This window comes from Actinoplanes campanulatus, assembly GCF_014647795.1.
Classification (GTDB): domain Bacteria; phylum Actinomycetota; class Actinomycetes; order Mycobacteriales; family Micromonosporaceae; genus Actinoplanes; species Actinoplanes campanulatus.
On the sequence record NZ_BMPW01000013.1, the window covers coordinates 126,529 to 140,518 of the forward strand.

General features: G+C 71.0%; 12 protein-coding genes. 7 read left to right on the forward strand and 5 right to left on the reverse strand.

What is annotated here, in order from left to right; translation table 11 throughout:
- The gene (locus IEZ13_RS24945; RefSeq protein ID WP_183222127.1) at positions 1-354 is read right to left on the reverse strand and encodes a DUF427 domain-containing protein; all 354 of its coding nucleotides are present in this window, start codon (positions 352-354) and stop codon (positions 1-3) included.
- A gap of 23 nt (positions 355-377) precedes the next feature.
- A complete protein-coding gene (locus IEZ13_RS24950; RefSeq protein WP_229794987.1) occupies positions 378-1,250 on the reverse strand; it encodes an SDR family oxidoreductase in 873 nt (290 codons plus the stop codon).
- Positions 1,251-1,342: 92 nt separating this feature from the next.
- Here IEZ13_RS24950 and IEZ13_RS24955 point away from each other — a divergent pair, with 92 nt between their 5' ends.
- From IEZ13_RS24955 to IEZ13_RS24975, 5 genes are all read left to right on the forward strand, one after another.
- A complete protein-coding gene (locus tag IEZ13_RS24955; RefSeq protein ID WP_229794989.1) occupies positions 1,343-1,711 on the forward strand; it encodes a winged helix-turn-helix transcriptional regulator in 369 nt (122 codons plus the stop codon).
- A 14-nt stretch (positions 1,712-1,725) separates the two neighbouring features.
- Positions 1,726-2,076 (forward strand): UBP-type zinc finger domain-containing protein, encoded by a 351-nt coding sequence (locus IEZ13_RS24960; RefSeq protein WP_183222129.1) that lies wholly within the window; start codon positions 1,726-1,728, stop codon positions 2,074-2,076.
- A gap of 116 nt (positions 2,077-2,192) precedes the next feature.
- Positions 2,193-3,752, forward strand: coding sequence for a methyl-accepting chemotaxis protein (locus tag IEZ13_RS24965; RefSeq protein WP_183222130.1), 1,560 nt, complete (start codon positions 2,193-2,195; stop codon positions 3,750-3,752).
- Between the two features lie 112 nt (positions 3,753-3,864).
- Positions 3,865-4,914 (forward strand): GGDEF domain-containing protein, encoded by a 1,050-nt coding sequence (locus tag IEZ13_RS24970; protein ID WP_183222131.1) that lies wholly within the window; start codon positions 3,865-3,867, stop codon positions 4,912-4,914.
- 104 nt (positions 4,915-5,018) lie between these two features.
- A complete protein-coding gene (locus tag IEZ13_RS24975; protein WP_183222132.1) occupies positions 5,019-6,389 on the forward strand; it encodes a cellulase family glycosylhydrolase in 1,371 nt (456 codons plus the stop codon).
- Positions 6,390-7,340: 951 nt separating this feature from the next.
- On the opposite strand, the gene IEZ13_RS24980 is transcribed toward IEZ13_RS24975, so the two are convergent.
- Positions 7,341-8,435 (reverse strand): CaiB/BaiF CoA transferase family protein, encoded by a 1,095-nt coding sequence (locus IEZ13_RS24980; protein ID WP_183222133.1) that lies wholly within the window; start codon positions 8,433-8,435, stop codon positions 7,341-7,343.
- A complete protein-coding gene (locus IEZ13_RS24985; protein ID WP_183222134.1) occupies positions 8,425-9,588 on the reverse strand; it encodes an acyl-CoA dehydrogenase family protein in 1,164 nt (387 codons plus the stop codon). Before IEZ13_RS24985 ends, IEZ13_RS24980 begins: the two co-directional genes overlap by 11 nt.
- A 108-nt stretch (positions 9,589-9,696) precedes the next feature.
- Here IEZ13_RS24985 and IEZ13_RS24990 point away from each other — a divergent pair, with 108 nt between their 5' ends.
- Together IEZ13_RS24990 and IEZ13_RS24995 are read left to right on the forward strand one after the other, a co-directional pair.
- Positions 9,697-10,302: a TetR/AcrR family transcriptional regulator gene (locus IEZ13_RS24990; protein ID WP_229794991.1), complete on the forward strand. Its 606-nt coding sequence runs from the start codon at positions 9,697-9,699 to the stop codon at positions 10,300-10,302.
- A 9-nt stretch (positions 10,303-10,311) separates the two neighbouring features.
- Positions 10,312-12,204, forward strand: coding sequence for a propionyl-CoA synthetase (locus tag IEZ13_RS24995; protein ID WP_183222135.1), 1,893 nt, complete (start codon positions 10,312-10,314; stop codon positions 12,202-12,204).
- A gap of 50 nt (positions 12,205-12,254) precedes the next feature.
- Here IEZ13_RS24995 and IEZ13_RS25000 read toward each other — a convergent pair whose 3' ends face one another.
- On the reverse strand, positions 12,255-13,955 hold the full coding sequence (locus IEZ13_RS25000) for a sulfatase-like hydrolase/transferase (RefSeq protein WP_229794993.1): 1,701 nt from the start codon (positions 13,953-13,955) through the stop codon (positions 12,255-12,257).
- Between the last annotated feature and the right edge of the window lie 35 nt (positions 13,956-13,990).

The window sequence follows — 13,990 nt, forward strand, 5'->3', positions numbered from 1 at the left end:
CTAGGCGGAGAACTCCACCTTGTCCGGGTAGAAGGCGACGTGCCCCTTGATCGCGGCGACCGCGTCGTAGGGGTCCTGGTACTCCCAGACGGCGTCCGGCGCGCCGGGCAGGGAGTAGTAGGTGGCGTCGCCCTTGTAGGGGCAGTACGACGTGGTGGTGCTGCGTTCCAGCACGGCCGGATCGACGTCGGCGAGTGGAACGTACCGGACCGGTGGATAGTGCGCCTCCTGGAGGAGCAGCGCGTTCCCGGTCTCCGCGATCACCCGGCCGCCGGCGGTGACCACGACCTTCTCCCCGGCCGGGGAGACCGTGATCGGATGGTCGGGGCCGGGTTCCAATCGAAGTTTGGCCATGAAAGGGAGCCTACCCATCCGCCTCAGCCTTTGAGGGCGGTTGCGACCGCCTCGGCCAGCGGGGTGGTGGGGCGGCCGATCAGCCGGGACAGGGTGCCGGTGGTGTCGTCCAGGTGCCCGTCCCGGATCTTGACGTCGGTGTCGGCGAACAGGTCGGCGAACTGCCCGGGCATGCCGGCCGTGACCAGCGCGGCCCGGTAGCCGTCGGGCGGCAGGTCCCGGTACGCCACCGGGGCGCCGGTCTGGCGGGCCACCTCGGCGGCCAGCTCGGCCATGGTGAACGGCTGGTCGCCGGCCAACTCGTGGACGCCGGGCTCGCCGCGCAGCAGCACGACGGCGGCCGCCTCGGCGAAGTCGGCGCGGGTGGCGGCGGCGATCCGGCCCTCGCCGGCGCTGCCGAGCAGAGCGCCGTGCTCGACGGCCGGGCCGAACGAGGCCGCGTAGTTCTCGACATACCACCCGTTGCGCAGCAGGGCGAACGGGATGCCGGACGCCGCCACGACCTGCTCGGTGGCCAGGTGCTCGGGGGCCAGCCCGAGCGGTGAGCTGTCGGCCCGCAGGATGCTGGTGTAGGCCAGGAAGCCGACCCCGGCCGCCTTGGCCGCCTCGACGACCGCGGTGTGCTGAGAGACCCGCTGCCCGATCGCGTTGCCGGAGATCAGCAGCAGCCGGTCCACCCCGGCGAACGCGGCGGCCAGGGTCTCCGGGCGGTCGTAGTCGGCCTCGCGCACCTGGACCCCGAGGGCGGCCAGGCCGGCGGCCTTCGCGGTGTCCCGGACCGTGGCGACGATGTCGCCGGGGGCGGCGCCCCGCGCGATCAGCGCGTCGACGACGAGACGGCCCAGGTGCCCGGTGGCTCCGGTGACGGCGATGGTCATGGTGGTTCCCTTCGACATGCTCTCGAAACCGTACTCTCGAAAAGTGAGCGGTGACGAGGAGGATGGCACTAACTTTTAGTTAGTGCAACCGCGCTGGTAGGGTGACCGGCGTGGATGAGGAGTTCGCGGCCAGCGTGTTCGAGCGGAACTGCGCCTCCCGTGGCGTCCTGACCGACATCACCGGCCGCTGGGGCAGCCTGGCGCTGGGCGCGCTGCATGAGGGGGCGTTCCGGTTCAACGCCCTGCGCCGCCGGGTCGACGGGGTGAGCGAGAAGATGCTGGCGCAGACGCTTCAGGCGCTGGAGCGTGACGGCCTGGTCCGGCGCGAGGTGCAGGCCACCATCCCGCCCCGGGTGGAGTACAGCCTGACCGATCTCGGCGAGCGGGTCGCCGCCAAGATGAAGGAACTCATCGTCCTGGTCGAGGGCGAGATGGATCAGGTTCGCGCGGCGCAGGAGACGTACGACCGGGCGCGTTGATAGGTTCTCCGGTCGTGAGCTCCGACGCCCCGATCCAGGTCGACGTCCCGCCCTCCGGCGCCGGCTGCGCCGATTGCCTCGCGACCGGTGGCTGGTGGTTCCATCTGCGCCGGTGCGCCCGCTGCGGCCACGTGGGCTGCTGCGACTCCTCGCCCTCCCAGCACGCCACCGCCCACTGGAGGCAGACCGGGCACCCGGTCATCCAGTCGTTCGAGCCCGGCGAGGACTGGTTCTGGGACTTCGGCAGCGAGCAGGCCGGCTCCGGTCCCGAGTTGGCGCCGCCCACCAGTCACCCGGCCGATCAGCCGGCCCCCGGTCCGGCCGGCGCCGTCCCGGCCGACTGGGCCCGTCGTCTGAACCGCTGAATCATCCGGAACCGGATGGTTCACCGGACGGACCAGCCGGCGGGTGAAGCGCCTCCCCTCAGGTGACGCCCGGCACGGTCGATGGGCCGTATACGTCGGATTTATAGGGAGGGAACGTGCGCGGGCTACACGACATCGGTATCGCCAAGAGGCTGGGCGTCATCGTCACCACCGGCGCGGTCGCGCTCGGTGCGATGGCGACCGTCACCCTGGCCGGACAGTCCGCGCTGGCCTCCCAGGCCGAGGAGACGCGCGGTCTGGAAGCCTGTCTCGCGGCGATCAACCACCTCAACAACCGCCAGAGCGAGTTGAAGGTGGACGCTTACCGGGCCGCGCTCGGGCACGACGTGAGCGGGGACGTGGTCGACGACGTCGAGTCCTCGACCAGCGCCGCCGACGCCGTCGGGGCGTGCGGTCTGCCCACCGCCGTCCTTCAGGATTTCCAGAGCCACCGCGCGGACTTCGCCGACTTCAACACCTTCATCACCGGCTTCGTCACCGCCGGTGCGGCGAACCCGAAGTCGGTGGTCGGCCGGACCGACGAGATCGCCGAGCGGAACAACAAGACCGACGACGCACTCGACGCGCTCACCGAGCAGGTGGAGGCCGAGATCGCGGTGCAGAAGGCGGAGATGGACGACACGGTCGCCTCCACCCGTACGGTGACGATCGTGGTGGCCGGAATCGGCCTGACCCTGCTGATCGGCATGGCCGTCCCGATGGTCCGGTCGATCCTCGGCCCGATCCGCAAGCTGGGCGTGGTGATCGACGCCCTGGACCGCGGCGACCTCACCGTCCGCTCCGAGATCACCAGCCGCGACGAGATCGGCACCATGGCGGCCGGCCTGGACCGTTCGCTGGACAAACTGCGCCAGTCGATGCGGACCATCGCCGAGGGCGCCGGCGGCCTCGCCACCGCGTCGAACCAGATGGCCGGCGTGTCGGCCCAGATCGCCGACGCCGCCGACAACACCGACCGGCAGAGCACCTCGGCGTCCGCCGAGGCCGACGAGATCTCCCGCAACGTGCAGACGGTCGCGGCCGGCTCCGAGGAGATGGGCCTGTCGATCCGGGAGATCTCCCGCAACACCAGCGAGGCCGCCCAGATCGCCTCGATCGCGGTGACCGAGGCCGCCCGCGCCACCGACACCATCCGCCAGCTCGGCGAGTCGTCGGCGGAGATCGGCAACGTCATCAAGCTGATCACGTCCATCGCCGAGCAGACCAACCTGCTGGCCCTCAACGCCACCATCGAGGCGGCCCGGGCCGGCGACGCCGGCAAGGGGTTCGCCGTGGTCGCCTCCGAGGTCAAGGACCTCGCCCAGGAGACCGCCCGCGCCACCGAGGACATCCACAGCCGGGTCAACGCCATCCAGCAGGACACCGGCGGCGCGGTCGAGGTCATCAACCGCATCTCCGCGGTCATCGCCCAGATCAACGACTTCCAGACCACGATCGCCTCGGCGGTGGAGGAGCAGACCGCCACCACCGGCGAGATCAGCCGCAGCATCGCCGAGGTCGCCGCCGGTTCCAGCCGGATCGCGGCGAACATCGGCGACGTCGCCGCGGCCAGCGCGGCCACGGTCGGCGGCGTCACGCAGACCCGGGAGGCCAGCGCGGCGGTGTCGCGTACCGCCGACGAGCTGCGCGGCCTGGTCGGCACGTTCACTTTCTGAGCCGTCACCAACCCCGGGGCCGGTCGCCCTCACGGCGGCCGGCCCCGGGGCCGGCGTTCCTCAAGGCGTGGGGGGACCTGCCGATGAAGATGCCATGCGTACGGTGACAGGGGTGCCTTCGGATCAGGCGTTGCTGTCCCGGCGGCGCACGATCGAGATCTCCGGCCTGGTGTCACGGGGCATCGGCCTCGTCTGCACGGCCCTCTATGCGGCCGGGGTCGGCGCCATGTCGGCCGGCCAGTTGGAGAGCAGCGGCATGCGGGCGGCGAGCTGGGTGGCCGTCGCCGTCATGCTGTGCTGCAACCTGGTGGCCGTCCAGAATCTCCGGCGCCCGGGTTCCCGCTGGTACGAGCCGCGCAGCGCGCTCCAGGTCGCGCTGGACGCCACGGTGATCTGCGGGTTCGTGGTGATCGCCGAGGGGCAGACCCGGGAGACCACCTGGCCGCTGATGGCCCTGGCCGTGGTGATCGCCGCGGTCCGGCAACGGCTGCCCGGCGCCGTGCTCGTCTGGGCGGTGACCTCGGCCGTCTTCGTGGCCGCCTTCCCGCACTCGCCGGACGTCCCGTTCGTGCTCGGTGGCCACCTGATGATCGCGGTGATCACCGGAACCCAGTCGTCCAGCCTGGTCCGGCACCTGCGGACCCTCCAGGAGACCCGGGCGGCGCTCCAGCACCAGGCCACCCACGACGGGCTGACCGGGCTGCCCAACCGGGCTCACCTGGCCGGCTGCGCGGACCGGCTCAGCGGCCGCCCGCTCGGCGTGCTGCTGCTCGACCTCAACGGGTTCAAGCTGGTCAACGACACCCACGGGCACGCCGCCGGGGACGTGTTGCTGCACCGGGTCGGTGACCGGCTGACCACCGCCATGCGTGAGATCACCCCACCGGACGGCGAGACGCCGGTGGTGGGCCGCCTCGGCGGCGACGAGTTCCTGGTCCTGCTGCCCGGGGCCGGTCCCGGCACGGTGGCGGCGGCCTGCGAGCGGATCCGGGAGGCGATCCCGATGCCCGCGGACCTGGGCGACGGCGTACGGGTGACGGTCGGCGTGAGCATCGGTGTGGCGCTGCGGCCGGCCGGGGGAGAGGCGACCCTGGACGCGCTGACCGCGGAGGCGGACGCCGCCATGTACCGGGAGAAGCACGGCCGCCGGCAGGCCGCCTGAATCGACGGATTGCGATGCGAAGGGGCCGGGGGTAGGTTGTCAACTGCCCGGGGGCGGGTGGAACGCGTCGACGTACGCCATCCACTTCCCCCAAGAGGCAGGTCATGAAGAGAAGACTGGCCGTCCTGGCCGCGGTCCTCATCACCCTCACCGCATCCGTGCTCACGTTCGTCAACCCCGCCTACGCCGCGACCGGTCTGCACATCGAGGGCCGCAACATCGTCGAGGCCAACGGCAACACGTTCGTGATGCGTGGCATCAACCACATGCACACCTGGTACGCCGGGCAGACCGGCTCGTTCGCCGACATGAAGGCGGCCGGCGCCAACACGGTCCGGGTGGTGCTCAGCGGCGGCCGCTGGACCGCCAACACCGCCGCCGACGTGACCAATGTGATCAACCTGTGCAAGGCCAACCGGCTGATCTGCGTGCTGGAGAACCACGACACCACCGGGTACGGCGAGGACGGCGCGGCCTACACGCTGGACCAGGCGGTGAACTACTGGATCGGCCTGAAGAGCGTGCTCACCGGCCAGGAGAACTACGTCGTCATCAACATCGGCAACGAGCCGATCGGCAACACGAACCCGTCACAGTGGACCGCCGCGACCGTCGCCGCGATCCAGAGGATGCGCACCAACGGGTTCGAGCACCTGCTGATGATCGACGCCCCGAACTGGGGCCAGGACTGGCAGTACGTGATGCGGGACAACGCGCAGACGGTGCTGGACGCGGACACCCGCGACAACACGGTGCTGTCGATCCACATGTACGCGGTGTTCAACACGGCGTCGTCGATCACCGCGTACCTGGACCACTTCCAGAGCCGCGGCTGGCCGCTGGTGATCGGTGAGTTCGGCTGGCAGTTCGACTCCGGTCAGGTCGACGACCAGACCCTGATGGCCGCGGCGCAGGCCCGCGGCATCGGCTACCTGGGCTGGTCCTGGGCCGGCAACACCGACCCGATCCTGGACATGACGAACAGCTTCAACGCCGCCTCGCTGACCACCTGGGGTCAGCGGATCGTGAACGGTGCGAACGGGCTCAAGGCCACCAGTAAGGAGGCCACCATCTTCGGCGGCGTCCAGCCCAGCTCGCCCGGTTCGTCGTCGCCGTCGCCGAGTTCCCCGTCGCCGTCGGCCAGCTCGCCGTCCCCGTCGCCGTCGAACCCCGTGCCGGGCGCCTGCACGGCCACCTACGCGATCGCCGGGCAGTGGCCGGGCGGCTTCCAGGGCGAGGTCAAGGTGACGGCCGGTTCGGCGGTCAAGAGCTGGACCGTGACCTGGACCTACGCCAACGGGCAGACCGTGAACAACGCCTGGAGCGCCACGGTGACCAGCAGCGGATCGACCGTGACGGCGCGCAACGTGAGCTACAACGGCACCCTCGCGGCCGGCCAGTCGACGTCCTTCGGGTTCCTCGGGTCGTGGACCGGCACCAACAGCGTGCCCACGCTGACCTGCTCCGCCACCTGATCCATCGATGACCGTCGAGCGGGATCGTTGTAATGGGAGCGCTCCCATGTCACGATGTGCGCAGACGCGTGCCTGCCCCCGCTCGGCGTCATCCCCGTCATACACGTGGGTCCGGCCGACTTTCGGTTCGTCGGCCGGACCCATCACATAAGTGGCATGCTGCCCTTACCCCGGCAGCCTGCGGACCTTCCATGGTCGAGGTCCGCGTTTCGCTTCCAGCTCTATTTCCGGTACGCGTGACATCGTCCCGCCTCATCCGTCCTGTCCCGTCCGGTCGGCGCGATCTCGCTGCCCGCTCCGGCCTCTGCCGCGCCGCCGGGCGTAGATCGGTGGCCGGGCAGGCCCGGCCCGGTCGCCGCCACCGTCCTGTCTGCCGCCGGTCACGGCCGGGGCGGCTCCCACCCTCGGTGGAGCGGGTCACGCTGGGCGGGTGGTTGCGGTTTGCCGGCCAGGCATCCGGTTGCCTGCTCTCGGCCGTTGCGCCGGCACGACAATCGCCATCCACGGTCCCGCCAGGCCCGGTGGCCGCACACGGCCACCTTCCCAATGGGGGGTGGGTGCACACGGTCGGGCTTCACCATGGTGGGTGCACACGGTCGGGCTGTCGAAGCGGTGGTGGCCGCACACACAAATCGTCACGTGCGCGGCCACCACCGCCGTAGCCCAGGTATGCGACCACGACATCGCTAGTGTGTGCGCCCACCCCGCTTATCGCTGTGACGGCCGACAGGAGGCAACCCGGGTGCCTGGCAGCCACCACCGCGACCACCCGCCCGGCGTGACCGAAAGGTGAGCCGTGAGCGGCGGCAATCGAGGAAGCCGCGGGTCCGCCCGGCCTGCCCGGCCACCGATCTGAGCCCGGCGGGCGCGGCACAGGCCGGAGCGGGCAGCAAGATCGCGCCGACCGGACGGAACGGCCCTGATGAGGCGAGAACGACGACACGCGTACCATCAAATGGTTTTGATCTGAGCCCAGCCGGACAGGATCTCGGTGACCGTCGCGGGTTTGACGGCCTCCGGGGTGGGTGCCGGCGTGCGGCTCAGGCGCGGCGCCGGAGCGGGCTGGACCACGCCGTCGACCTCGATGAACGCGTTCCGGGCCCGGTTGTGCGGATGGTCCGGCGCCTCGGTGAGGGACAGGACCGGGCTCACGCACGCGTCCAGGCCCTCGAAGATCGACGCCCACTCGTCGCGGGTGCGCTGTGCGAACCGCTCGGTGAACCGGCGGCGCAGCTCCGGCCAGGCCGCGAAGTCGAACTGGCCGGGCAGATCCGGGTCGTCGTCGAGGCCGAGGCCCTTGAGCAGCGCCGCGTAGAACTGCGGTTCGAGCGAGCCGACGGCCAGGTAGCCGCCGTCGGACGCCTGGTAGGTGTCGTAGAACGGGGCGCCGCCGTCGAGCAGGTTCTGCCCGCGGCCGCCCGGCCACCGGCCCTCGGCCAGGAAGCCGTGCAGGAAGGTCATCAGCAGCGAGGAGCCGTCGACCATCGCGGCGTCGATCACCTGACCGCGACCGGAGACGCCGCGCTCGACCAGCGCCGCCAGGACGCCGACGGCCAGCAGCATGCCGCCGCCCGCGAAGTCGCCGAGCAGGTTGACCGGCGCGTGCGGGCGCTCGCCGGGACGGCCCAGCGGTTCCAGCGCCCCGGAGATCGCGATGTAGTCGATGTCGTGCCCGGCGGCCTTCGCGAGCGGCCCGTCCTGGCCCCACCCGGTCATCCGCGCGTAGATCAGCCTCGGGTTGATCCGCTCGCAGTCGTCCGGGCCGAAACCGAGCCGCTCGGCCACGCCCGGCCGGTAGCCCTCGACCAGCACGTCGGCCCGCTCGATCAGGCCGAGCAGCTCGGCCCTGCCGGTCTCCGACTTGAGATCCACTGTCACCCGGCGCCGGCCGCGCTGCATCGGACCGATCGGTCCGGTACCGCCGGGGCGGTCGACCAGCACCACGTCGGCGCCCAGGTCGGCGAGGATCATGCAGCCGAACGGGGCCGGCGCCAGACCGGCCAGTTCCACGACCCGGATGCCGTCGAGCGGGCCCCTAGAGGACACGGGAGATCAGCTCCTTCATGATCTCGTTCGTGCCGCCGTAGATCTTCTGGACACGAGCGTCCGCGTACATCTTCGAGATCGGGTACTCGGTGGTGTAGCCGTAGCCGCCGAAGATCTGGAGGCAACGGTCGACCACCTCGCACTGGCCCTCGGTGAGGTAGAGCTTGGCCATGGCGGCGGTCGCCACGTCCAGCTCACCACGGGCGTGCCGCTGGATGCAGTCGTCCAGGAAGATCCGGGAGACGCGGGTCCGGGTCGCCACGTCGGCCAGCACCATCCGGGTGTTCTGGTGGCCGACCAGGGGCTTGCCGAAGGCGGTGCGCTCCTTGGCGTACCCGGTCGCCATCTCGACGGCCCGCTGCATGGCGGCGACCGCGCCCACCCCGATGACCAGGCGTTCCTGCGGCAGCTGCTGCATCATCTGGATGAAGCCGGCACCCTCGGCGCCGAGCAGGTTGGCGGCCGGCACCCGGAAGTCGTCGAAGAACAGCTCCGCGGTGTCGTTGGAGTGCAGGCCGATCTTCTCGATCCGCCGGCCCCGCCGGAAGCCCTCCGGGTCGCCGGTCAACTCGCAGACCAGCAGCGACATGCCGTGCGCGCGTGCCGAGGTGTCGGTCTTCACGGCCAGGATCAGCAGGTCCGCGAGGATGCCGTTGGTGATGAACGTCTTCGAGCCGCTCACCACGTAGTCGTCGCCGTCGCGGACCGCCCTCGTGCGGATCGACTGGAGGTCGGAGCCGCCGTCCGGCTCGGTCATCCCGATGGCGCCGATCAGCTCGCCGCTCACCAGGCCGGGCAGCCAGCGCCGCTTCTGCTCCTCGGTGCCGTACTCGTTGAGATAGCCGGTGACGATCCCGCTGTGCACCGCGATGCCGAGGCTGCCCTCGCCGGCCAGTGTCTGCTCGTGCAGCAGCACGGCCTCGTGGGTGAAGTCGCCGCCCCCGCCGCCGTACTCCTCCGGGATGGAGAGGCCGAGCAGGCCGAGCTCGCCGGCCCGGCGGTAGTGCTCGCGGTCGGGATGGCCCTGCCGCTCCAGCCGCTCGGCGTGCGGCAGCACCTCCTTGGTGAAGAAGGTGCGGGCGAGCTCGGCCAGGTCGTCGTGTTCCGGCTTGCGCCACGGTTCGACATAACCGTCCAGTCCAGGCGTCGGCATCGACCTACCATCGAGCACTATTGACGGCGTGTCAATAAGCTCGGTGTGAATTGCCGCCATCCATCTGGCGAGGCGGTCGATGGATCGACGTGCCGTAAGGTCGGGCCCGTGGTGCGCGTCGAGTCGATGCGCCGGCGCAGGCTCGAGCCCGACGCGCGGCGCGAGCAGATCCTGTCGGTGGCGATCCGGCACTTCGGGTCGCGGCCCTACGCCGAGGTCTCGACCACGGACGTGGCCCGGGACGCCGGAGTCGCGCGCGGCCTGGTCAATCACTATTTCGGTACGAAGAAGGACCTCTACCTCGCGGTGGTGCGGGTCATGCTCACCGTGCCCGAGGTCGCCCTGGAGCAGCTCCCCGAGGGCGACCTGCCGGACCGGGTCGACTCCATCGTCGGGTACTTCCTCGACGTCGTCTCCCGGCACAGCACCTCCTGGCTGGCCGCCACCGGCGCCGGCGGGATGGCCGGGGACGCCGACGTGAACCAGGTGATCGCCGAGGCGGTCGACGTCGCCGCGGTCGGGGTGCTGCGCGCCGTGGGGATGGGGGACGACCCGTCGCCGGTGCTGCGCGCGATGTGCCGCTCCTATGTCGGCCTGGCGATCTGTACGGCCCAGGAGTGGCTGCAGCGGGGAGTCCTGACCCGTCAGCAGGTGCACGCCCTCCTGGCCACGTCGCTGATCGCCCTGGTGGAGCAGGTCTTCCCGGTGCACTAGCGTCGGGGGATGGGCGCATATCGCGAGGCGTACGAGCGCAGCATCGACGACCCGGCCGGCTTCTGGCGGGACGCGGCCGAACTCATCGACTGGCACGAGCCGCCGGACCGGATCCTCGACGACTCCGAGGCGCCGATCTTCCGGTGGTTCCCCGGCGCCACGCTCAACACCTGCCACAACGCCCTCGACCGGCACGTCCACGGCGGCCGGGGCGACCAGGTGGCGCTCATCCACGACAGTCCGGTGACCGGTGTGGTGCGCTCGTACACGTACCGGGAGCTGCGCGACGAGGTGGCGACCTTCGCCGGGGCGCTGCGCGGGCTCGGGGTGGAACGCGGCGACCGGGTGGTCATCTACATGGCGATGGTGCCGGAGGCGGTCGTCGCGATGCTCGCCTGCGCCCGGCTCGGGGCCGTCCACTCGGTCGTCTTCGGCGGGTTCGGCGCCCGCGAGCTGACCGCCCGCATCGACGACGCCCGGCCGCGGGTCATCGTCGCCAGCTCGTGCGGGATCGAGGGCGGGCGGGTGGTGCCGTACCAGCCCATGCTGTCGGCGGCGCTGGCCGAGGCGGCCCACGTCCCGTCGCACTGCGTGATCCTGCAACGGCCGCAGGCGCCCTGTGACCTGGTCCCCGGCCGGGATCTGAGCTGGGCGGACGCCGTCGCCGGCGCGGAACCGGCGGACTGCGTGCCGGTCGCCGCCACCGATCCGCTCTACATCCTCTACACCTCCGGCACGACCGGGCGGCCCAAAGGCGTGGTCCGGGACAACGGCGGCCACGCGGTCGCGTTGCGGTGGTCGATGGAGAAGATCTTCGGGGTACGCCCGGGCGAGGTCTTCTGGGCGGCGTCCGACGTGGGGTGGGTGGTCGGGCACTCGTACATCGTGTACGGGCCGCTGCTGACCGGGGCGACCACGATCCTGTACGAGGGCAAGCCGGTCGGCACCCCCGACGCGGGCGCGTTCTGGCGGGTGGTGGAGCAGCACCGGGTGGCGGCCATGTTCACGGCGCCGACCGCGATCCGGGCCGTGCGCAAGGAGGACCCGGACGGGAAACTGCTGGCCGGGCGCAATGTGGACAGTCTGCGGTCGCTGTTCCTGGCGGGGGAGCGGCTCGACCCGCGGACGTACGAGTGGGCCGGTGACCTGCTCGGCATCCCGGTGATCGACAACTGGTGGCAGACCGAGACCGGCTGGCCGATCACGGCGAGCCCGCGCGGTCTGGAGGATCTGCCGACCCGGCCGGGCTCACCGTCGGTGCCGATGCCCGGCTACCGGGTGCGGGTCGTCGGCCCGGACGGGACCGATGTGCCGCCCGGCGCCGAGGGGGCGATCGTCGTCGGGTTGCCGCTGCCGCCGGGTTGCCTGCCGACGCTGTGGGGTGACGACGAACGCTATGTGCGGTCGTACCTGTCGGCGTTCCAGGGCAACTATCTGACCGGCGACGGCGGGAAGTTCGACGACGACGGGTATCTGTACGTGCTCGGGCGTACCGACGACGTGATCAATGTGGCCGGTCACCGGCTGTCGACCGGGGCCATGGAGGAGGTGCTGGCCACCCATCCGGCGGTCGCCGAGTGCGCCGTGATCGGCGTGGGCGACCTGCTGAAAGGGCAGGTGCCGCGCGGGTTCGTGGTGCTGCGCAGCGGGGTGGCGCCGGATCCGGCGGCCCTGGAGACGGAGCTGGTGGGGCTGGTGCGGGACCGGATCGGGGCGGTGGCGGCGCTGCGCCGGATCGACGTGGTGGCGGCGCTGCCGAAGACCCGGTCGGGGAAGATCCTGCGCGGCACGATGCGGGGGATCGCGGACGGCCGGGAGGAGCCGGTGCCGGCGACGATCGAGAACCCGGACGTGCTGGAGGCGCTGCGGCCGGTGTTGCGGTCACCCCGCGTGTCCGGCTAGGTGGTGTGCGGCGCCTGGAGTGACCGGGACCGGCGCCGCACACCACGTTTCTAGTGGGCGCCGTCGGGGCCGTAGGCGGTGAGGAATTTGTCGCGGAAGTCGCTCATCTGCCAGACGGGGGCGGTGGTGGCGGGTTTGAGGCTTTCGGTCCAGCCCCACGAGTCGATCCTGTCGAGGACGGCCGGGTCCTTGGCGACGATGGTGATCGGCACGTCGTGGCTGGCGTCCTCGCCGGAGACGACGCTGGACGGCTGGTGGTCGCCGACGAAGACGAGGACCAGGTTGTCGTCGCCGTAGCGCTGGATCCAGTCGATCAGGGTGCCGAGGGTGTAGACGACCGACTTGCCGTATTCCTTGCGGACCTTCTTGCTGCTGGACCAGATGTCGGCCTTGCTGGAGGCGGCGGCCGCCTGTGCGGTGTAGACGGAGCCGTCGCCGACCTGTTCCCACGGGATGGAGCTGGGGATCGGCGCCCACGGGGTGTGCGTGGACAGCAGCGGCATCTCGACCATCATCGGCTGCCGGCCCGGCTTCTTGTACTCCAGCTCGTTGAAGCGGGTGAGCGTGTACTGGTCGGGCATGCTGGCCCAGCCGAACTTGGGGCCCTGGTAGCCGAGGTTGCGGGAGTCCCAGACCCGGTTGTAGCCGTAGAAGACGCTCTCCGGCCAGGGGCGGCTGTTGCCCGGCATCATCGCCACGGTGTCCCAGTTGGCCGTCTTGAAGGCCTTGGTGAGGGTGAGCCGCTGGCTGGCGTTGAGGTTGCGGTAGCGGGACTGGTTGTTGATCCACAGGCCGCTCAGCAGGGTGGAGTGGGCCAGCCAGCTGCTGCCGCCGAAGGTGGGTGAGGTGAGCCAGCCGCTGCGGGCGGAGAATCCGGCGGCCTTGAGTTTGTTGTCGCCGTCGGTGAGGACGGCGCCGGTGCTCTCGGCGAACTCGGGCGCCTCGACGGCGTTGCGGCCGTAGCTCTCGATGAAGGTGAGCACGAAGTCCTTGCCGCGCAGCCCGGTGAGCAGCTGGTCGGCGGGGACGTCGCGGTACGGGTCGTTGTTGACCTCGGCGGCGAACTCGGCCTCGTTCTTCATGCCTTCGCGGGCCTGCCAGATCCGGTCCCAGGCGTAGGTGGCGGAGGTGCGGGCGGCGAGCGGGACCTCGGCGGTGAGCTGGATGCCGAGGGCGAAGGTGAGCATCCAGGCGGCGGCGATGCCGGTGGCGGTCAGTGCCGAGCGGCGGCGGTGCCGGGTGAGGAACGCCGAGACGCGCAGCATGGCCCAGGTGACGAAGGCCGGGGCGGAGAGGCCGAGCAGGATCGCGCCGATGATGGCGGCCCAGGCGGCGAGCCCGCCGTACGTCTCGTTGACGAAGTTGTAGGCGTCGCCGAACAGGGACCAGTCGAGGACCGGGTCGAAGGGCCGGGCCAGGGTGCGGAAGAAGCCCATGTCGAGGCTCTTCTCGACGACCAGCCAGCCGAGCAGGACGCCGAGGATCGAGGCGACCGTGATGCGCGGCCGGCGGGGGAGCACGATCAGCAGCAGGATGATGAACGCGGCCTCGATCGGGATGCGGGCGAAGCTGCCGACGCTGACCCGGCGCAGGATGTTCGGGTAGAGCAGCGCCACGAAGACGGTGACGCATGCCACGACGGTCAGTGACCGCGATGCCCACGGCTTGTTCAGCAGTCGCCGGACCCGGCCGGGCTCCTTGGGGGTGGGCTCCTCGGCTTCCGGCTCGGTCGTGTCCGGTTCTGTCTCCACCTGGGGTTCTTCGGGCGTGGGCGGATCGGCGAGGT